The 17914-nt window shown below is 68.7% G+C and carries 17 protein-coding genes; 9 read left to right on the top strand and 8 right to left on the bottom strand.

Translation table 11 applies throughout. The annotated features are described in order from the left end of the window. Positions 1-8: 8 nt before the first annotated feature. On the bottom strand, positions 9-1136 hold the full coding sequence (locus tag ISP14_RS01945; protein WP_404535757.1) for an HD-GYP domain-containing protein: 1128 nt from the start codon (positions 1134-1136) through the stop codon (positions 9-11). Between the two features lies 1 nt (position 1137). Continuing rightward, positions 1138-4350: a ligand-binding sensor domain-containing diguanylate cyclase gene (locus ISP14_RS01940; protein WP_404535755.1), complete on the bottom strand. Its 3213-nt coding sequence runs from the start codon at positions 4348-4350 to the stop codon at positions 1138-1140. Between the two features lie 253 nt (positions 4351-4603). On the opposite strand from ISP14_RS01940, the gene ISP14_RS01935 reads away from it, so the two are divergent. From ISP14_RS01935 to ISP14_RS01905, 7 genes are all read left to right on the top strand, one after another. Continuing rightward, complete coding sequence (locus tag ISP14_RS01935) at positions 4604-5086, top strand: PepSY domain-containing protein (protein WP_404535753.1); 483 nt, start codon at positions 4604-4606, stop codon at positions 5084-5086. 143 nt (positions 5087-5229) lie between these two features. Beyond that, a complete protein-coding gene (dapD, locus tag ISP14_RS01930) occupies positions 5230-6057 on the top strand; it encodes a 2,3,4,5-tetrahydropyridine-2,6-dicarboxylate N-succinyltransferase (RefSeq protein ID WP_404535750.1) in 828 nt (275 codons plus the stop codon). Then, positions 6054-6410, top strand: coding sequence for a Spx/MgsR family RNA polymerase-binding regulatory protein (locus ISP14_RS01925; protein ID WP_404535748.1), 357 nt, complete (start codon positions 6054-6056; stop codon positions 6408-6410). Before dapD ends, ISP14_RS01925 begins: the two co-directional genes overlap by 4 nt. A gap of 3 nt (positions 6411-6413) precedes the next feature. Continuing rightward, positions 6414-6911 carry a DUF2165 family protein gene (locus ISP14_RS01920; protein ID WP_404535745.1) on the top strand — a complete coding sequence of 166 codons (498 nt, stop codon included), beginning with the start codon at positions 6414-6416 and terminating at the stop codon, positions 6909-6911. Between the two features lie 4 nt (positions 6912-6915). Next, positions 6916-7980 carry a VIT1/CCC1 transporter family protein gene (locus ISP14_RS01915; protein ID WP_404535744.1) on the top strand — a complete coding sequence of 355 codons (1065 nt, stop codon included), beginning with the start codon at positions 6916-6918 and terminating at the stop codon, positions 7978-7980. An 80-nt stretch (positions 7981-8060) separates the two neighbouring features. Further along, entirely contained in the window at positions 8061-9212 is a 1152-nt protein-coding gene (gene dapE, locus ISP14_RS01910) for a succinyl-diaminopimelate desuccinylase (RefSeq protein ID WP_404535742.1), read from the top strand. 43 nt (positions 9213-9255) lie between these two features. Next, on the top strand, positions 9256-10632 hold the full coding sequence (locus ISP14_RS01905; RefSeq protein ID WP_404535740.1) for an MBL fold metallo-hydrolase: 1377 nt from the start codon (positions 9256-9258) through the stop codon (positions 10630-10632). 13 nt (positions 10633-10645) lie between these two features. Here the strand turns inward: ISP14_RS01905 and ISP14_RS01900 are convergent, their stop codons facing one another. Further along, positions 10646-11476 (bottom strand): AraC family transcriptional regulator, encoded by an 831-nt coding sequence (locus ISP14_RS01900; protein ID WP_404535737.1) that lies wholly within the window; start codon positions 11474-11476, stop codon positions 10646-10648. 92 nt (positions 11477-11568) lie between these two features. Here ISP14_RS01900 and ISP14_RS01895 point away from each other — a divergent pair, with 92 nt between their 5' ends. Continuing rightward, positions 11569-11955 carry a DUF3224 domain-containing protein gene (locus ISP14_RS01895; RefSeq protein ID WP_404535735.1) on the top strand — a complete coding sequence of 129 codons (387 nt, stop codon included), beginning with the start codon at positions 11569-11571 and terminating at the stop codon, positions 11953-11955. A 10-nt stretch (positions 11956-11965) separates the two neighbouring features. Here ISP14_RS01895 and ISP14_RS01890 read toward each other — a convergent pair whose 3' ends face one another. Beyond that, positions 11966-14374 carry a penicillin acylase family protein gene (locus ISP14_RS01890; protein ID WP_404535733.1) on the bottom strand — a complete coding sequence of 803 codons (2409 nt, stop codon included), beginning with the start codon at positions 14372-14374 and terminating at the stop codon, positions 11966-11968. Continuing rightward, the gene (locus ISP14_RS01885) at positions 14371-15174 is read right to left on the bottom strand and encodes a phosphodiester glycosidase family protein (protein WP_404535729.1); all 804 of its coding nucleotides are present in this window, start codon (positions 15172-15174) and stop codon (positions 14371-14373) included. Before ISP14_RS01885 ends, ISP14_RS01890 begins: the two co-directional genes overlap by 4 nt. 117 nt (positions 15175-15291) lie before the next feature. Between ISP14_RS01885 and ISP14_RS01880 the strand changes: the two genes are divergently transcribed. Then, on the top strand, positions 15292-15780 hold the full coding sequence (locus tag ISP14_RS01880; protein ID WP_404535726.1) for an NUDIX hydrolase: 489 nt from the start codon (positions 15292-15294) through the stop codon (positions 15778-15780). A 46-nt stretch (positions 15781-15826) separates the two neighbouring features. Here the strand turns inward: ISP14_RS01880 and ISP14_RS01875 are convergent, their stop codons facing one another. The 3 genes from ISP14_RS01875 to ISP14_RS01865 are packed head-to-tail and all read right to left on the bottom strand — an operon-like array spanning position 15827 to position 17827. Beyond that, positions 15827-16603 carry a lipoate--protein ligase family protein gene (locus ISP14_RS01875; RefSeq protein WP_404535724.1) on the bottom strand — a complete coding sequence of 259 codons (777 nt, stop codon included), beginning with the start codon at positions 16601-16603 and terminating at the stop codon, positions 15827-15829. After that, positions 16600-16890 carry a biotin--protein ligase gene (locus ISP14_RS01870; RefSeq protein ID WP_404535722.1) on the bottom strand — a complete coding sequence of 97 codons (291 nt, stop codon included), beginning with the start codon at positions 16888-16890 and terminating at the stop codon, positions 16600-16602. The genes ISP14_RS01875 and ISP14_RS01870 overlap by 4 nt, the downstream gene beginning before the upstream one ends. Positions 16891-16894: 4 nt before the next feature. Next, positions 16895-17827 carry a PA3715 family protein gene (locus ISP14_RS01865; RefSeq protein ID WP_404535720.1) on the bottom strand — a complete coding sequence of 311 codons (933 nt, stop codon included), beginning with the start codon at positions 17825-17827 and terminating at the stop codon, positions 16895-16897. Between the last annotated feature and the right edge of the window lie 87 nt (positions 17828-17914).

The raw sequence follows: 17914 nt of genomic DNA, 5'->3' as shown, positions 1-17914 counted from the left end.
GCGCGGCATCAGTCCTCGGCGTCGATCCCCCATAGCGCTTCCATGCTGACTTCGATGCCTTGCGCCGGCAGGTCCACTACCTCGGCAATGGCATGTGCTTCCACGTCGCCAGGTCGCCGGATCGGCGAGCGCAGGCGCAAGCCGTCGTGCGTGGTGAGTGACGCCACGACAGGCTGGTGGCCGGCAGGCCGGCGCTGGATCACTACCGCGAGCGAGCCGTTGCGCAGGCGCACCCCGGCGCCGGGCGGGTAGATGCCCAGCGTCTTGATGAACACCCTGGCCATGTTTTCGTCCAGCGCCGCGCCCTCGTTGAGGAACAGCCAGCGAAGCGCCTGCGTCGGCTGCAGCCGCGACCGGTAGCTGCGGCCGGAGATACGCGCGCAATAGATATCCGCCAAAGCCAGCAGGCGTGCCGGCCGACCGACCTCCTCGTTGCGCTTGCCAACGGGGTAGCCGCTGCCGTCGGCGCGCTCGTGATGGTCGCGCACAGCGTCCAGCCAGGTGGTGCAAGCGATACCGAGCTCGCGCAGGCGCGCCACGCCGTCCTCGCAATGTGCGCGCACCGCCGCGTGCTGTGCATCGGACAACGGGCCTTCGCAGGCGAGCAGTTCGTCGTGCAGGTCGGACATGCCGATGTTCATCGTCAGCGCGGCGGAAACGGTGGCCGCAAGCTCGGCGGCATCCAGCGCCAGCGCCGTGCCGGTGAGCTGGCAGGCGATCGCGACATTTACCGCGTGGCGGCAGCTGTGCTGGCCACCGGTGCAAAGCATGATGCTGGCCAATGCCAGGTCGGGGTTGACCCGGCAGGCTTCGCGCACGTGTTCGGCGATGCCCGCCAATGCCGTCGGGAAATCCGCCGGCGCCGGGTCGGTCAGCAAGGCCTGCAATTGCCGGCGCGCGCGCAGCAGCCGCGCCAGCGGCGATGGCGCCGGCACCGCCAGCAGGGGTGGCAGCGGGCCGCGGCATTCCTCTTCGGAGCCGTAGAACAGCCCGTGCTGCAACAGCATCTCCCGTTGCGCCGCGCTGCCGATCACCTGGCCGAGGCACAGCAGCAGGTTGCCCCGCGCGTCGTACGCGTTGAAGCGCATGGGCCGGCCGATGATCAGTTCGGTCGCATCGATCGGGCGCCGCGGCATCTCAGGCCTCCGCCGGTTCGGTGCTGGCCCAGGAGGCGAGCACAGGCAACGGCCCCGCTTCGGGCAAGCCATCCAGCGTCTCGCGGAGCGCATCGAGGGTATTGCCTGCCGGCGGCGATGCCATCGGCACCACGCCTGCCCAGGCATTGCGGCCGCGGCGCTTGGCCGCGTACAGGCACTCGTCGGCGATGTTCACCACTTGCTCCCAGTGGAGCTGGTCCGGTGCGCTGGCGAAGAACGGATAGCTGGCGAAACCGATCGAGCAGGTCAGCCGCAGGCGCTGGCCGTCGCCCGGATCGAAGCGATGGGCGGCCACCGCCGCGCGGATGCGCTCCGCGAACTGCGGCCCGGCCTCTGCCGGGGCGTGCCGGGCCAGGATCAGGAATTCCTCGCCGCCCCTGCGCACCGGCGTGTCGGACTCGCGGGTGACCGACAGCAGCACGTCGCGGAACTGCAGCAGCACGCGGTCGCCGGTGGCGTGGCCGTAGCTGTCGTTGATCTCCTTGAAGTGGTCGATGTCCACCATCAGGAACAGCAGCCGCGCGTGCGGCGGGTGGCCCGGGCTGTATGCCTGCGGATCGCGGTTGTGCCGGCGGGCGGCGGCCAGATCGTGCTCGATGTGGTCGTTGAGGTAACGGCGGTTCTTCAAGCCGGTGAGCGGGTCGGTGATGATCTGCTGGGCCAGCGCCTCGTTGGCCTGTTGCAGCGCCTGGTTGGCCCGCGCCAGTTCGGCGGTGCGCTGCGCCACCAGCGAGGTCAGCGCACTCATGCGCCGGCGCAGTGCTGCCGAGCGCCAGCGCATGAGCAGGCTCAGCGCCAGCGCGCCGGATGCGATCCACAACAGCCAGGCCCAGGCCGTGCGATACCACGGCGGCAGGATGCGGAAATCGAAGGTGGCCTCCTGGCTTTGCTGGCCGTACACGTTGCGGGCGCGCACGTGGAAGCGATAGCGGCCTTCCGGGAGGTTGGTGTAGTCGCGGTAGGCGTCGCCGCTCCATGGCGACCAGCCACGATCCAGGCCTTGCAGCCATACCTGATAGCGGTTGGCTTCGGCGTGGTCGTAGCTGGGCAGCGCGAACTCGAAGCGTATCGTGTTCTGTGCGTAGGGGATCTTCGGCGCGTCGGCCGTCGCGGGATGGTTGGCGAACAACATGGGGGCGTCCCGTCCGGACGCCATGCGCAGCAATGTGTGCAGGGTTGCGTCGGCTGGTACGGCTTGCATGGGGCGGTAGCGGAACACGCCCTTGTCGCCGCCGATCCATACGGTGCCATCGGCGTCGTCCAGAAACGCGGACATGTCGATACCGGCCAGCGGTTGCAGCGGCGTAGCCTGCCACCGCCAAGCCTTGCCGGTATAGGTGGCGTGGCCGGACTCCCGCGACCCGCCGGCGTCGGTGGCGGCGTACATCCACAGATCGCCGCGGCGATCCTGGTGCAACACGTCGACCTGCTGCGGGCCGTCAGGGAACAGCTCTGCGAGCGCCGGATCGAGCGAGAAGCGGGCGCTGCTGCGGTCGAAGCGGTAGATGCCGTGTGCGGTGATAAAGCGCAGCTGGCCGTCGACCGTGACCAGGTCATTCTGTTCCGCCGGCAATCCCGAGTCGGCGCCGAAGCGCTCGACCTTGACCGACTGCGGGTCGCGCGGGCCCTGCCAATCCAGCGGCAGGCCCAGGCGGATCGCGCCACCAACCCACAGGCTCAGCCACAGGCCGCCATCGGCGTCCTGCCGGATCGTGCGTACTTCCTGGCGGACGCCGGCGATGCGGCCCTCGTCGATCCATCGCTGGCCGACCCGGCGGAGCGTGCCGATACCGTCCTGGTAACCCACGAACACGCGCGTTGGGTTGCGTGCGGAGCGCTGCAGCGCGAGGGCAGAGGTCGAGCGTGCGTTCTGCCGGGTATCGAGCAGTTGCCGGAAGCTGCGGTCGGTGCCGGCGAACACGCCGTCGCTGCTGGCGACCAGCAACTGGTCGTCGACCTCGGCGAAGCCCCAGATCTGCCCCGGCACCCGCGGCACCGGTTCGAAATGGGCATTGGCGCCATCCACCAGCCGGTACAGGCCCTCGGCAGTGCCGGCGTAAAGCGTGCCGGCGTGGCGTTCCAGCGCCAGCACGCCGCCAGGCAGCCCGGCGCGCTCGCCGTAATGGGTCAGCGGCGAGCCGATGTCGATACGGGTGATGCCGTTGCCGGCGGCGATCCACAGGCCACCTTGGCGATCCTGGAGTTGCGCCAGCATCATGTTGGTGGTCAGGCCGCTGCTGCGTGTCAGCGTGCGCAGCAGATGGCCCTGGGCGTCGAGCAGGAACAGGCCGCCGCGCAGCGTGCCCGCGGCAAGCCGGCCATCCGCCAGCCAGGTCGCGTTGTACAGCTGGCCCTCCCGGATCGCCGCATCGGCCTCGGTGGCCCAGGGCCGGTACGTGTCGCCATGGCGGATGAACCAGCCCTGCGTGCGCGTGCCCGCCAACAGGTCGCCCGGCTGCGCGCCTGGCCCGCGCCAGGGCAGCAAGGCGTAAATCTTCTCGTCAGCGAAACGGTTGCCGCCGGGCGACAGCTCCAGCCGTTCGCCATCCAGCTGCATCAGACCCAGGCCGGTCTCGCGGATGTACAGCGTGCCGTCGACCAGGAAACTCAGATGGAAGGAAGTCCTGGGCTTCCATACGTCCATCGCACCATCGCGGTAGCGGAACAGCTGTGTCGTGGTGGCGAAGAACACGCCGTCGGCGCTGGGGTGGATCGACCACACGTCGGCGAAATCGCGCTCGCTAGACGGGATCTTGTCCAGCAGCGAGACGAAGGCCCATTGGCCGGAGGCGTCTGGTGCCAGATAGCCCAGGTTGCCCACCGTGCCCACATAGATGCGTCCGTCCGCGCCCAGCGCCAGCGAGCGCACCGCGGCGTGGTTGGGTACCGGGATGCGCTGCCAGCGCGCGCCATCGTAGGCCAGCACGGCGCCGTCGACGTTGCCCACGTAGATCACCCCTTGCCGGTCCTGCGCCAGCGACCAGTTCTGTGCGGCGGCGCCGTAGCTCCTGGGGTCGAAGTTGTGGATGAAGGGCAGGCCCGTCTCGCTCGGCACCGCTGGCGCGACGATGGCGGCAGCGGGGGTGCCCAACGCCAGGCCGGTCACCAGGCAGCACACGACGAGCGCCAGCATCCGGGCGAAGCGTCGGTAGCATTCCGTCTGCTTGTTTACGGCGAAGGCCCTCTCGTTCATCACACGCTCTTGGCGGCCGGGCTCCGGCGGCCAGTCGCGCATGGACTGGCAGGCAGGGACCTTGCCGTGACCGGTATCGACCGGGGGCGGCAAAACTTGAATGGGGCGGGCGCAGATGCCGCGATGGCCGCGTCAGGCCATGGCGCGCGGGGCGTCGATCGCTTGCGATACCGACCTGGTCAGGCGAGGCTGCTTTACCGGGGGTGGCACAATCTGTTTGAATGCCACCCATTCTCATTTATAAAGTGTTCGTATGTCATTGAGCCACCGCTTCCTCAAGGCTTGCCGCCAGGTGCATCTGTACCTGGGGGTGTTCACCGCGCCGGCCTTGCTGTTCTTCGCGATCACCGGCGGGCTGCAGACTTTCAGCTTCCACGAGACAACGCGCGGCAGCAGTTACGCGCCACCGAAATGGCTGGCAGTGGCGGCGCAGCTGCACAAGAAACAGACGATGGACATGCCGGCGCGCAAGCCGCGGCCGGCCGCCGATTCCGTGGCCGCGCGAACGGCGGAAGCCGCGCCGGTGCCGGCACCGCGCCCCGTCGGCGAGGCCGCCGCGCCGCGCGCAAGGAATCCGTTGCCGCTGAAGATCTTCACCGCGCTCGTCGCGCTGGCGCTGGCCTTGTCGACGCTTACCGGCCTGTACCTGGCCTGGCGGTACACGCGCCATGCCGGGCGCGTCGGCGCCGCCTTCATCGCCGGCATCGCCGTACCGATCCTGCTTGCGCTGATCTAGCCGGCGCGCGATGCCCGTCGGTGCCGTGCAAGAGCGGCATCGGGCGCGGTTTTGCGGTGCCGCGTGCGCCGGCGGTTTCCCCGTGCGGCCGGGGCAGGCACAATGGGGCGGTTTTTCATCGACGATTTGGACGTCCATTTGCCATGCAAAGCATCGAATCCCTGATTGACGACGCCTTCGAGCGCCGCAGCGAGTTGACCCAGGCCGAGATCGAAACCCATCTGCGTCCCGCGCTGGGCCAGGTGCTCGATCTGCTGGAATCCGGCGAGCGCCGCGTGGCCGAGCCGGACGGGCAGGGCGGTTGGAAGGTGAACCAGTGGCTGAAGAAGGCGGTGCTGCTGTATTTCCGCATCAACGGCAACCGCGTGGTCGACGGCGGCCCGGCGCTGGCCTTTGACAAGGTGCCGCTGCGCTTCGGTCACGGCAACGATGCGGAGCTGCAGGATCTCGGCGCGCGCGTGGTGCCCGGCGCGCTGGTGCGCCGCGGCGCGCACATCGCGAAGGATGCGGTGCTGATGCCGAGCTACGTGAACATCGGCGCCCACGTGGGGCCGGGCACGATGGTGGACACCTGGGCCACGGTCGGCTCCTGCGCGCAGATCGGCGCGGGCGTGCACCTTTCCGGCGGCGTCGGCATCGGCGGCGTGCTGGAACCGCTGCAGGCCAACCCCACCATCATCGAGGATCACTGCTTCATCGGTGCGCGTTCGGAAGTGGTCGAGGGCGTGGTGGTGGAGAAAGGCAGCGTGATTGGCATGGGCGTGTTCCTCGGCCAGTCCACGCGCATCTACAACCGCGCCACCGGCGAAATCAGCTACGGTCGTATCCCTGCCGGCAGCGTGGTGGTGGCCGGCAGCCTGCCGGCGAAGGACGGCTCGCACAGCCTGTATGCCGCGATCATCGTGAAGCAGGTGGACGAGAAGACGCGCTCGAAGACCTCGATCAACGAGCTGCTGAGGAGCGGCGAATGAGCGCCACGGTCTACGGCCTGCCCACGTGCGACACCTGCCGCAAGGCACGCAACTGGCTGGACCGTTTCGCGGTGCCGTACACGTTCGTGGACTACCGCGCCAACCCGGTGCCGGCGGCCACGCTGAAGACCTGGGCCCAGCAGCTAGGCGGCTGGGAAGCGCTGGTCAACAAGTCCTCCACCACCTGGCGCAACCTGCTGCCGCAGCGCAAGAGCCCGGGCAGCGATCCCGAGTGGACCCTGCTGCTGAAGGAATATCCGGCGCTGATCCGCCGCCCGGTGGTGCTGCAGGAAGACGGCAGCGTCAGCGTGGGTTTCAGCGATAACGGCTTCAAGAAGCTGTTCGGTCGCTGACGGATGCTCGTGCGCCTGTGCAAGATCGCGGTGCTGGCGGCGATCGCGCTGTGGATTGCGCTGGTCGCCTTCGGCAACCTCAGTGACTACGGCAGCAACTGGCCGTTCGTGCAGCATGTGCTGGCGATGGACACGATCTTCCCCAGCGCGCACATCGGTTACCGCGCCATCCATTCGCCGCTGCTACAGCATGCGGCCTATGCGCTGATCATTGCGGTCGAGACGCTGGCCGCCGTGCTGTGCTGGCTGGGCACGTGGCGGCTGTGGCGCGCCCGGCGGTGCACGGCAGCGGCATTCCAGCGCGCCAAGCGCGTCGCCGTGCTGGGACTGACCGCCGGCGTGCTGCTGTGGCTGGGTGGTTTCGTGGCGATCGGCGGCGAGTGGTTCGGCATGTGGATGTCCAGCCAGTGGAACGGCATCGCCAGTGCGTTCCGCTTCGCCATCGTGCTGCTGGCGATGTTGCTGTGGCTGGGCCAGCGCGACGACGAACTGGAAGGCTGACGCCATGAGCGACCACCGTATCCGCCACTACCGCATCAACCTGCGCATCGAGCGCGACAACGCCGCGCTGTACGCGCGGTTGGCCGAGCTGGCGGCCGACCCGCGACTGGCGCGCGTGTACCGGCGCATCGCCGACGGCGAACAGGTCAACGCAGCGTTCTGGGAATCGCGCCTGCGCGAGTCCGGCGCTGCCGTGCCGTCGCCGCGCATCGGCTTGCGCATACGCGTACTGGGCTGGTTCGCGCAGGCCTTCGGCACCGAATTCGTGATGCCCACCGTGGTGCGGCTGGAACATGCCGATCACGATGCGACGCCGGTGGACCGCAGCGGCCATCGCGATCACTTCGTACCGCCACACCTGCGCACTGCGCGCGGCCACAACCATCGTGCGCAGAGCGGCAATACGTTGCGTGCCGCGGTGCTGGGCGCCAACGACGGCCTGGTCTCCAACCTCAGCCTGGTGATGGGCATGGCCGGCGCCGCCGCCAGCGACCGCGCCGTGCTGCTGGCCGGCCTGGCCGGGCTGGTCGCCGGCGCCTGCTCGATGGCGCTGGGCGAGTGGCTGAGCGTGAACAGCTCGCGCGAGTTCTACCAGGCGCAGATCACCGAGCGCGCCGAACGGCTCGCAGTGGCACCCGAAGATGGCGTGAGCCACATCGCCGGCATCTATCGCGATAAAGGACTGGGCCACGCCGAGGCAGAACACCTGGCCGAGCATCTCGCCGAGACGCCGCGCGCCGCGCTGGATACCGTGGTGCGCGAGGATCTCGGCGTCGACCCGGAGGAACTGGGCGGCTCGGCGTGGGGCGCGGCGCTGTCCTCGTTCTGCCTGTTCGCGTTCGGCGCGGCGTTTCCGGTGGCGCCGTACCTGTTCCTGCACGGCCATGCCGCGCTGCTCGGTAGCGCCGCCGCCGCCACTGCGGGGCTGGCGGTGATCGGCACCGGCACATCGCTGTTCACCGGGCGCGGCATGCTGTTCTCGATCGCGCGTCAGTTCGCGATCACCGTGGCCGCGGCGGCAATCACCTACGGCGTGGGCCACCTGCTGGGAACGGTGCTCGCCGGCTGAGCGCGGGATGCGCCGAATAGATCGGGGCATGCCTTGCGCACTGCTATGCTGCGGCATCCCCGTTCGCCATCTGCGCCACCATGTCCGATGTGCTCGACCTTGCCTGTGAATTGATCCGCCGCCGTTCGGTGACGCCGGACGACGCCGGTTGCCAGGTGCTGCTGGCCGAACGGCTGCAGCAGGCGGGTTTCCGCATCGCACACCTGCGCCACGGCGAGGTGGACAACCTCTGGGCCGTGCACGGCGATCATGCTTCGGCAGAACCGGGCCCGACCCTGGCCTTCCTCGGCCATACCGACGTGGTGCCGACGGGGCCGGAAGCGTCGTGGCAGAGTCCGCCGTTCGAACCGGTCATTCGCGATGGATGTCTATACGGCCGCGGCGCCGCCGACATGAAGGGTGCGGTGGCGGCGATGGCAGTCGCGCTGGAGCGCTTTGTTTCGGCGCACCCGCGGCATAGCGGCCGTGTGGCGCTGCTGCTCACCAGCGACGAGGAAGGCCCAACCAACCTCGACGGCGTGCGCAAGGTGGCCGAAGGTTTTCGCGCCCGCGGCGAGCGCATCGACTGGTGCGTGGTGGGCGAGCCGTCGGCGAAGGCGGTGCTGGGCGACCTGATCCGCGTGGGGCGTCGCGGTTCGCTCTCCGGCACCTTGACCGTGCGTGGCGTGCAAGGGCACGTGGCGTACCCGGAAAAAGCGTTGAATCCGATCCATGCTTTCGCGCCGGCACTGGCCGAGCTGGCGGCCGAACGCTGGGACGAGGGCAACACGGATTTTCCGCCCACCTCGTTCCAGGTTTCCAATCTCAATGCGGGTACCGGCGCCAACAACGTGATCCCCGGCGAGCTCGTCGCGCTGATCAATTTCCGCTACTGCACCGCCAGCCGCGCGGAAGACCTGCGCGCGCGCACCGAAGCGATCCTGCGCCGGCACGGGCTGGATTTCGCGCTTGAGTGGAATCTCTCGGGCGAACCCTTCCTCACCCCGCCGGGCGGCAGGCTGCGCGACGTGGTGGTGGGCGTGTGCCGCGAGCTGTGCGGCACGCAGCCCGAGCAAAGCACCGGCGGCGGCACCTCGGACGGCCGCTTCATCGCACCGCTGGGCGCCGAGGTGGTGGAGCTGGGGCCGGTCAACGCGAGCATCCACAAGGTGGACGAATGCGTGGACGTGGCCCAGCTAGAGCATTTGCCCGACCTGTATCAGGCGATCTGCGAGTGGCTGTTGCCGGACTGAGTACGGCGATATCTTCATCGAGTGTTAGCAACGGAGGCGAAGCATGCGTATCGAATTCCACGGCGCGGCGGGCGGTGAAGTCACCGGCTCCTGCCATCTGGTCGAGGTGGCCGGCAAGCGCATCCTGCTCGACTGCGGCATGGTGCAAGGCGGCCGCGAGGCGGATGCGCGCAACGCCGAGCCATTTGCGTTCGATCCGGCTTCGATCGACGCGCTGGTCATCAGCCACGCGCATATCGACCACATCGGCCGCGTGCCGCTGCTGGTCAAGCGCGGCTTCAAGGGGCCGGTCTACGCGCAGGCGGCCACCTGCGACCTGTTCCCGATCATGCTGCTCGACGCTGCCTCGCTGTCCGAGCACAACGCCGAGCGCGAGAATCGCGAGCATGCGCCGGGCCAGCCGGACGTCGCGCCGCTCTACACCGCCGCCGACGTCACCGCGGCGCAGCAACAGCTGCACCCGCTGGCCTATGAGGTGGACACGGAAATCCTGCCCGGCGTGACCGTGCGCCTGCACGAGGCCGGGCACATCCTCGGCTCGGCGATGATCGAGTTGCGCGCGGACGGTCGCTCGATGCTGTTCACCGGCGACGTCGGCATGCGTGGCACGCCCATCCTGCGCGACCCGGCATCGCCGCCACGCACCGACCTGATCCTGATGGAATCCACCTACGGCGACCGCAACCACAAGGATCGCGCCGCCACCGTGGCCGAGCTGGGGCAGATCCTCGCCGCGGCACAGGCAGACGGCGGCAACGTGGTGATTCCCGCGTTCGCGGTGGGACGCAGCCAGGAGCTGCTGTACTGGTTTGCCGAACACTTCGAGGACTGGAACCTCGCGAAGTGGACGATCTTCCTCGACAGCCCGATGGCAGCCAAGGTGACGGCGGTCTACGACCGCCACGAGGAGTTGTTCGACGCCGAGGCGGCCGCGGTGTGGCGCGGGCGCATCAAGCCGTTCAAGCTGCCGAACCTGCGCGTCAGCGAAAGCGTGGACGACAGCAAGGCGATCAACCGCATCCACGGCGGCGCCATCATCATCGCCGGTTCCGGCATGGCCAATGGCGGACGGGTGCGCCACCACCTTGAGAACAACCTCGCCTACGCGCGCAATCACGTGATCTTCGTCGGCTATCAGGCCGCCGGCACGCTGGGGCGTCTGCTGGTGAACGGCGTGAAGCAGGTGCGCATGTTCGGTGGAGAGATTTCGGTGCACGCACACATCCACACCGTGGGCGGCCTGTCCGCGCACGCCGACCAGCAGAGTCTGCTGGATTGGTACGGCACCAGTCCCAACCATCCGCCGGTGGCGCTGGCGCATGGCGAGAACCCGGCGCGCGAGGCCCTGGCGGCGTCGCTGAAGCAGCGCTTCGGCGTCGCGGTCACGTTGTCGCAGCCGGGCATGCAGCTCGACGTCTGAGACATCTAGCGCCTCAGCCAGTGCGCTGGCACCGCGCGTAGTCCGCTGGCGCGCGGCCTACCAGGCGGCGGAAGTCGCGGATGAAATGGGCCTGGTCGTAGTAACCGAGCGCCAGCGCCAGTCCGGCCCAGTCCAGTGTGTGGCCTGCCTGCAGTTGTGCTACCGCCTCGTGCAGGCGGTAGCGCTGGATCACCCATTTCGGGCTGGCGCCCACGTAGTCGCGGAACAGGCGCTGCAGTGCGCGCAGCCCGATGCCTGCGTGCTCGGCCAGTTGTTCCGCGCGCAGCAGTTCGCGATCACTCGCCGCCCGCGCCACCAGCAGACGCGCCTGCGCCGCCAGCGGATCGGGCGGAGGCAGCTGCGCCAGCAGCAGCGGCTCGACCAGCGCCGCCATCGCGGCGATGTCCGCGCATGCCGGCAAACCAGGCACGATGGCGTCGATGCCATTGCCGAACACGTCGCGTGCTGGTAGCGAGCGGTTTGCCAGCGCACCCACCGGTCCACGCAGGAAGCCGTGGAAGCCGCCGGCCGCGAATTTCACGCCGAACACGGTTTCGCGACCTTCCAGCATGCGGCGGTAGCGGCCATCGTGCACGCCCCATACGCGCGCTTCGCCGTGCTCGGCCACCAGGTGTACGTTCGGATGCGGCAGCGTTTCCTGCAACTGCGGCGGATGGCCACGCAAATCCCAGCGTACGCACCAGTAATGCTCGACGCAGGCGGCCAGCGCTGGCGCAGGCGTCTGCCGCGCGTGCTCGAACGCGCCGTCGCCCAGCTGCGTATGCAGCACACCGCGTGGTGCATCGGTGGTGGTTGGCGCGGGGCGTCGTGTTTTTCCAATCATCGGGACGTCGGTGGTGTTGGAATACGCAGGAGGCGATCATCGCAGAGGCGGTGCCGTCGCACGATCGTGCCCATCCGCCAGGAGAATGAACCATGCATGCCAGCGGTACGTTTACGGTAAAACTGGAGCCGCAGCCGCCGGCGCTCGCGGACAGCGGGCTGGGCCGCATGAGCATCGACAAGCAATTCGGCGGCGACCTCGAGGCGCACAGCCTCGGCGAGATGCTGGCGTACCGCAGCGCCGTGGATGGTTCGGCTGGCTACGTGGCGATGGAGCGGGTGGTCGGCACGCTGCACGGCCGGCGCGGCGCATTCGTGCTGCAGCACTCGGGCACCATGGATCGCGGCGCGTCCACGCTGGTCGTAGGCGTGGTGCCGGATTCGGGCAGCGGCGAACTGGCCGGCCTGGCCGGCACGCTGACGATCCACATCGACGCACAGGGCGGGCATTCGTACACGTTCGACTACCGCATCGCCTGAGTCGGGCAGCTCAGTGCATCGGCGCCAGCGTCAGCGTGTGCTGCGCGGGGCCGGGCAGCAGCGGCGTGGGGCGGCCGTTCACCCAGTCGCCGTGGCCGGCACCGTAATAGGGCGACAGCGGGTTGTCGCTCTGGCCGCCGGGCATTTCCAGCACGCCTTGCGCCTCGTGGCCGGGCGACACGTCGAAGCGCTCGGAGGCGCCGAAGCCGGGCCGCGCCACGCGCGGCATGTTGTCATCGCCGGACAGCTCGTCGTCCGGCATGTCCAGGAAGTGCGCCACGAAGCCGGGCAGGGCGTGGGACAGCGGGTGGGCTATCCCGGCATGGTTGACCTCGCCCCAGCGGCGTGCAGCGAGTCCACCCGGCTCCTTGCCCAGCGTATCGGCCACCTGGCGCGCGGCGTCGAGCAGCAGGGCATGCCAGTTCGCGTATTTCGGATCGAGCAGGTTCATCGGCTGCTGCTGTATCACCATCCACACCGCGGCCTCGGGATTGCCGAGATCGGGCCAGGCGAAGTCGGGGAATTTCGCATTGACGCGCGCGGCGAACGGCGTAAGCACTGCGTCGTGCACCTGGCGGCGGAAGGCACGCACCAGCCGGTAATCCACGCTGTCCGGATCGGCGCGGTTGCGCCAGCTGGCGGTGAGCTCGCGCAACTGTCGCAGTGCGGGTTCCTTGCTGTCGGCCAAGGTGTCTTGCAGCAGGCGCTGCCAGCGGCTGAGGAACGCAGCGCGGTCGTCGAGCTGGATGTCGAGCAGGTTGCCGGGCGTGAAGCCCGTATGGGCAAACAAGTCGTCGCGGATCTGCTGCGCCCGCGCACCGAGGTCGTGGCCGCCACCGCCGAGCAAGGCCAGGGCAGCGCCACCCACGGTGCGATTGTTCGCCGTCCACAGCCGGCCGTCGGCAGGATCGAGCACGCGTGGATACTGTGACGGCGCCACCCAGCCGGCCCAGCCACTGCCGGGTTGCGACCAGTCGGCGGGGAGCAGTGGATCCTGGCTGTTGCGCAGCGGGATGCCGTTGCCGGCGATGGTCCAGCCGATGTGGCCGGCACGGTCGGCCACCAGGATGTTTTGCGGCGGCATGCCGAAGGTGGGGGCCTGCTCGAGCGCGGCCGCGGCGCTGGCGATGTGTTCCAGCTGCATCAGGCCGAGGTTGTAGGCGCGCGGCTGCTGGGCGATCCAGGCCAGTGCCAGCGGCGTGCCGTCGGTGTCTTTCGCCAGGACCGGGCCCCAGCGCGTGTCTTCCACCTGCAAGCTGTGCGGGGCTGCGCCCTTTACGCGGATGATCTCCTCGTGCATCTGCAGCTTGGCCCAGCCTTCAGGCACCTTGTAGAGCGAGGGATCGTGCGGATCGAGCTGCACGCGCACCCAGTCCATCCAGTCGCCGTAGCTGTTGGTGAAACCCCAGGCGATCTGGCCGTTGGAGCCCACCACCACGGCTGGTGTGCCAGGCAGGCTCACCCCGGCCACGTCGCGTTCGCCGTGCGGGGCGCCAGGGTCGGGGTAGCGCAAGCGGGTACGGAACCAGATGTCGGGCACGCGCAGCGCCAGGTGCATGTCGTCCGCCAGCATCGCTGCACCCGTGCCGGTGAGCGCGCCGGCCACCGCGAAATTGTTGCTGCCGGGCCGGTGCGTGTCGCGGCTGGGTGCCAGCACGGCAGCGAGGCTGGCGACGGGTTTCGCCGCGGGCAGCGTGCGCAGGTCGAAGGTGCCGGCATCGGGCGGCACCGGCTGCGGCGACAGCGGCCCCTGCAACGGCGCCTCCCAGGTCGGATCCGGCGCGAGCAGGAAATCCACCAGCGGGCCGGGCAGGGTCGCGTGCATCTCGGCGATGCGCAGCTCGCGCATGTTGCGGCCGTCGTGGTTGAGGTCGAGGTACATCGCGGCAAGCACCAGCAGCGTGTCCTCCGAACGCCAGGGCCTGGGCTTCGAGCGCAGCAACAGGTATTCCCAGGGTTGCACGCGCAGTGCGTCGAGACCGGCGTTGACGCCGTCCCGATAGCGATCGAGCTGCTGCCGCTGGGCCGGTGGCAATTGCGCATAGGCCGCTTCGGCTACGGCGCGCAAGCGGTGCTGGCGATGGTTGAGATCGGTAGGGAGTGCCGCCGGGCCGACCAGTTCGGCCAATTCGCCCGCGGAGACGCGGCGCGTCAGATCCATCTCGAAATAGCGCTCCTGCGCATGTACGTAGCCCAGCGCGAAGTCGAGGTCGTCGCGGCTGCGGCCGGTCAGCGTGGCCGTACCCAGCATGTCGCGCTGGATTTCGACCGGTGCCTGCACGCCGCGCGTCGACACCTGACCGTCCAGCCGGGCGCGGCTGCCGGCGAGCAGGTACCAGCCTGTGCCCGACGCTGCCAGCAGCAGGATGGCCACGCTGGCCAACATGACGTGCCACCAGCGGAGGCGGCGCGGCTTCATGGCGGCACGAATACCGCGAAGATGCCCGCGTACGGCCTGACCAGGAAGGCCGGCGAGCCGGCATAGCCTTCGCCGTTGACGAAGATCTGCGAGATGCTGCCGTCCAGGTACAGCGCGTCGCGGCAGCCCAGCCCGTCGCGGAACAGCCGCGCGAAGCTGTGGAAGTTCACCGGCACCTCGCTCACCGCGAACACCACCTGGGTGGGTGTCTTCGCGCAGACGCCGCTGCGCCATTTCAGGCTGCCGGAATCGTCCACGAACTGCGGGTTGAGCTGGCCGTCGATGACCAGCATCGGGCCGGACTGGGTGGCCCAGCGCACGGGTTTGCCGTCGGCCTTGAAGGCAGCGCTGGTGCGCACCGCGGCGCGCCCGTCGGGATAGATCGCGAACACGCCGTTCGGCAGCAGCGAGAAGTTGCCCGAGGCGGGATTGCCGTGCGCCATGTTCAGCGGCACCAGGGTCTTGCCGTTCTCCACGTACAAGCCGAGCGGCGCGTTCTGGCGGTCGTAGATGCCGGCATTGGTGGCGAACAGCAGGCGCTGGCCGTGTGCCTCGCCCCATTGCTGCAGGGTTTCGATGTCGCCGTAGGCATCGCCGCTGGCCGGGTCGCGCCAGTGCAGGGTGAGCGGTTCGTGCTTCAGGTCCAGCGTCACCACGCGGTAGTTCTGGCCGTCGAAGCCCAGCTCGCGGCTGCTCGGCGCGCGCGCCGACGCGCCGCAACCGGCCATGCCGGCCAGCAGCATCAACGCAGGCAGCCAGCGCCAGCGACGGGTACGGGCCATTGAGGAGGGGCAGGGCATCGAGCGCATCCGCCGATGGTCGCCGCCCGGTGCCGGTCGGCGCAAGTCCGGCACCGGGGTGGGCGGGCTGTCCGGTGCAAAGCCGCTAGAATGGCCGCTTTCCCCGGCCGTTTCGCCATGCCTTACACCCCCATCGTCGCCACGCTCGGCTACGTGCTCTCGCCCGACCGCGCACGCGTGCTGATGATCCACCGCAATGCACGGCCCGACGACCAACACCTGGGCAAGTACAACGGCCTGGGCGGCAAGATGGAGCCGGGCGAAGACATCGCCGCCTGCATGCGCCGCGAGATCCGCGAGGAGGCCGGCATCGAATGCTTGTCGATGCAGCTGCGCGGCACCTTGAACTGGCCCGGCTTCGGCAAGCAGGGCGAGGACTGGCTGGGCTTCATCTTCCTGATCGACCAGTTCCGCGGCGAGCCGCATGGCGGCAACCACGAAGGCACGCTGGAATGGGTGGAGCGCGAGCGGCTGATGGAGCTGCCGATGTGGGAAGGCGACCGCCATTTCCTGCCGCTGGTGTTCGACGCCGACGCGCGCCCGTTCCACGGCGTGATGCCCTACAAGGATGGGCGCATGCAATCGTGGTCGTGCACCCGCTTGTGAAGCCGGTGGGGTAAGCCTGCGTCGCAACGCAGGGCGCTGCATGGCGTCAGGCGACGTCGGCGATCCAGGTCCCGGTGCCGAACTTGTCGCGCACCAAGGCCTGTGCCTGGGCCAGTTCCTCTTCGCGCAGGGGACCATCAGCGAGGCCGTGCAGGCGGCGGAACGTGGCGAGCATGCGCTCGACGATGGCCGCGCGCGGCAGGCCGGTCTGACTGCGCAGCGGGTCCACGCGCTTGGCGGCGCTGGCGGTGCCCTTGTCAGAGAGTTTCTCGCGGCCGATGCGCAGCACGTCGAGCATCTTCGCCGCATCGATGTCGTAGGCCATGGTGACGTGATGCAACAGCGCACCGCCGCGGCGGGTTTGCGCGGCGCCGCCGATCTTGCCCGCGGCGGAGGCGATGTCGTTGAGCGGCTGGTACCAGGCCTCGATGCCCAGTTCGCGCAGCGCCTCCAGTACCCATGAATCCATCAATGCATAGGATTCCTGGAAGCTCAGGCCTTCGACCATCGACAGCGGCGCGTAGATCGAATAGGTGATGGTGTTGCCCGGTTCGATGAACATCGCGCCGCCGCCGGAGATGCGCCGCACCACATCGATGCCGTGGCGCCGCGCAGCATCGCCGTCCACTTCGTTGCGCAGCGACTGGAAGCGGCCAATGACCACCGCAGGCGCAGCCCATTCCCACAGCCGCAGCGTGGGCGGGCGGCGACCCTCGGCGACTTCCGCCAGCAGCGCCTCGTCCAGCGCCATGTGCAGCAGCGGCGCCTGCGGCACGGCATGGACCAGCTGCCAGTCGTGGTCGCGCCAGTTGCTGCGGCTCATGTCGGTTCCCCTTCCTGCAGTGCACGGCGCAACGCTACGACGATCGCCTCGCTGGAGATGCCATACATCGTGGTGCCTGCTGGCAGGGCGGCATCGATGCCGGCGACGAGCATGGCGTCGCCGGTGTCGGCCGGCCGGCCTTCCAGCGCAGCATTGATGGCCGGCAGTGCCGCGTCCGGTTCCAGGAAGAAATCGCCGCTCAGCTGTACGCCGGCAAGCCGGCCGTCGCGCAGCGCGAGGTCGACCACCACCAGTTTGCCGCCAGGCATCTTGTATTCGCCGTGCATCGCTTCACCATCTCAGACCATTCGGAACCGGGTACGTGTGGCCGTCAAAGTGTAGTGTCCAGCTTTTGCGCTTCGGCGGCGATGGCTTGCCCGGGCAGCCCGAACCGGCGGCCGGTTCCAGGTTCGACACCGCTTCGTCGACGATCAGGTCGGCATGGTCATGCGTGCGCGTGGTGCCGATGCGCATGCTGCGCTCGGTCTGTGTGCCAAGGTCGGTACAGGCCGCCCCCCGATTCGAGCTTTGAACCGACATCACGATCGGCCCGGCCAGCGGCGACAGGTGGTCGTCGGCAAGGAACAGCCGCAGTGTTTGCACGTCCGCGTCGGTCGCCCCGGTGTGCGAGTAGTTGGCGAGCAGACCGATGGCACGATGGCCGGGTTCGACCGGGTCATCGTGGGTCGTGTCCAGGTCGATGCCGCTGAACGAAAACGCATCGGCGTTGAAGGCGTTGTTTTCGTGATAGCGCTCAAGAACCCTTGCAGTACGGGTATCCATCACCAGCAGCTCGAGCGCGAAAGATTGCCCATCCGCATCGGCCGTCGACCCGGCATCGGCCTCGGGCAGTGCAAGTGCGACAAGCGTGCGTGCCGGATCGTTCGTCCATGGCTTGGCTATGGCGTACTTCGGCGCTGCGGCGATACCCGCACGATTGGCCAAGCGCAACGCCAGGTCGGATGGCCCCTCGTGGACGGGTTGCTTCGTGGGCTCACGCGGATTGGCGACATAGATGTGCTGGATGGCTTTCGACCGGTAGTAGACGGTGAATTCGTCGCCCCAGACCGCCGGTGCGCAGTCCTCGGTTACCTTCTGTGCGCTGTCGATCCGGTAACCCTGCATTTGCGGTGCGGCCGCGATGGCGCGCAGCAAGTCGTCTGGCGAATACGGCGGCAAGGCAGGCGTTTCGGCATCCATCTGTTCGCGCACCCAGTCGGGCAAGGTGTATGTGGATCCGTCGCCTACGAGTTCCCACGCCCATCCATTGCCGTGTTTCCACGCGGGAAGCCAATCGTGGACACAACGCAC

It is taken from the genome of Dyella agri (genome assembly GCF_044904705.1).
Classification (GTDB): Bacteria; Pseudomonadota; Gammaproteobacteria; order Xanthomonadales; family Rhodanobacteraceae; genus Rhodanobacter_A; species Rhodanobacter_A agri.
Note: the sequence above shows the minus strand (reverse complement) of the source record. Positions and strands in the feature narration are given on the sequence as shown.

Excerpts from the sequence above, each read along its gene's own strand:
- ISP14_RS01900 (WP_404535737.1), bottom strand. The coding sequence starts at position 11,476 with ATGATTGGAAAAACACGACGCCCCGCGCCAACCACCACCGATGCACCA.
- ISP14_RS01940 (WP_404535755.1), bottom strand. The coding sequence starts at position 4,350 with ATGAACGAGAGGGCCTTCGCCGTAAACAAGCAGACGGAATGCTACCGA.
- ISP14_RS01905 (WP_404535740.1), top strand. The coding sequence starts at position 9,256 with ATGCGTATCGAATTCCACGGCGCGGCGGGCGGTGAAGTCACCGGCTCC.
- ISP14_RS01895 (WP_404535735.1), top strand. The coding sequence starts at position 11,569 with ATGCATGCCAGCGGTACGTTTACGGTAAAACTGGAGCCGCAGCCGCCG.
- ISP14_RS01885 (WP_404535729.1), bottom strand. The coding sequence starts at position 15,174 with ATGCCCTGCCCCTCCTCAATGGCCCGTACCCGTCGCTGGCGCTGGCTG.
- ISP14_RS01945 (WP_404535757.1), bottom strand. The coding sequence starts at position 1,136 with ATGCCGCGGCGCCCGATCGATGCGACCGAACTGATCATCGGCCGGCCC.
- ISP14_RS01890 (WP_404535733.1), bottom strand. The coding sequence starts at position 14,374 with ATGAAGCCGCGCCGCCTCCGCTGGTGGCACGTCATGTTGGCCAGCGTG.
- dapE (WP_404535742.1), top strand. The coding sequence starts at position 8,061 with ATGTCCGATGTGCTCGACCTTGCCTGTGAATTGATCCGCCGCCGTTCG.
- dapD (WP_404535750.1), top strand. The coding sequence starts at position 5,230 with ATGCAAAGCATCGAATCCCTGATTGACGACGCCTTCGAGCGCCGCAGC.
- ISP14_RS01875 (WP_404535724.1), bottom strand. The coding sequence starts at position 16,603 with ATGAGCCGCAGCAACTGGCGCGACCACGACTGGCAGCTGGTCCATGCC.
- ISP14_RS01915 (WP_404535744.1), top strand. The coding sequence starts at position 6,916 with ATGAGCGACCACCGTATCCGCCACTACCGCATCAACCTGCGCATCGAG.
- ISP14_RS01870 (WP_404535722.1), bottom strand. The coding sequence starts at position 16,890 with ATGCACGGCGAATACAAGATGCCTGGCGGCAAACTGGTGGTGGTCGAC.
- ISP14_RS01935 (WP_404535753.1), top strand. The coding sequence starts at position 4,604 with ATGTCATTGAGCCACCGCTTCCTCAAGGCTTGCCGCCAGGTGCATCTG.
- ISP14_RS01880 (WP_404535726.1), top strand. The coding sequence starts at position 15,292 with ATGCCTTACACCCCCATCGTCGCCACGCTCGGCTACGTGCTCTCGCCC.
- ISP14_RS01925 (WP_404535748.1), top strand. The coding sequence starts at position 6,054 with ATGAGCGCCACGGTCTACGGCCTGCCCACGTGCGACACCTGCCGCAAG.
- ISP14_RS01920 (WP_404535745.1), top strand. The coding sequence starts at position 6,414 with ATGCTCGTGCGCCTGTGCAAGATCGCGGTGCTGGCGGCGATCGCGCTG.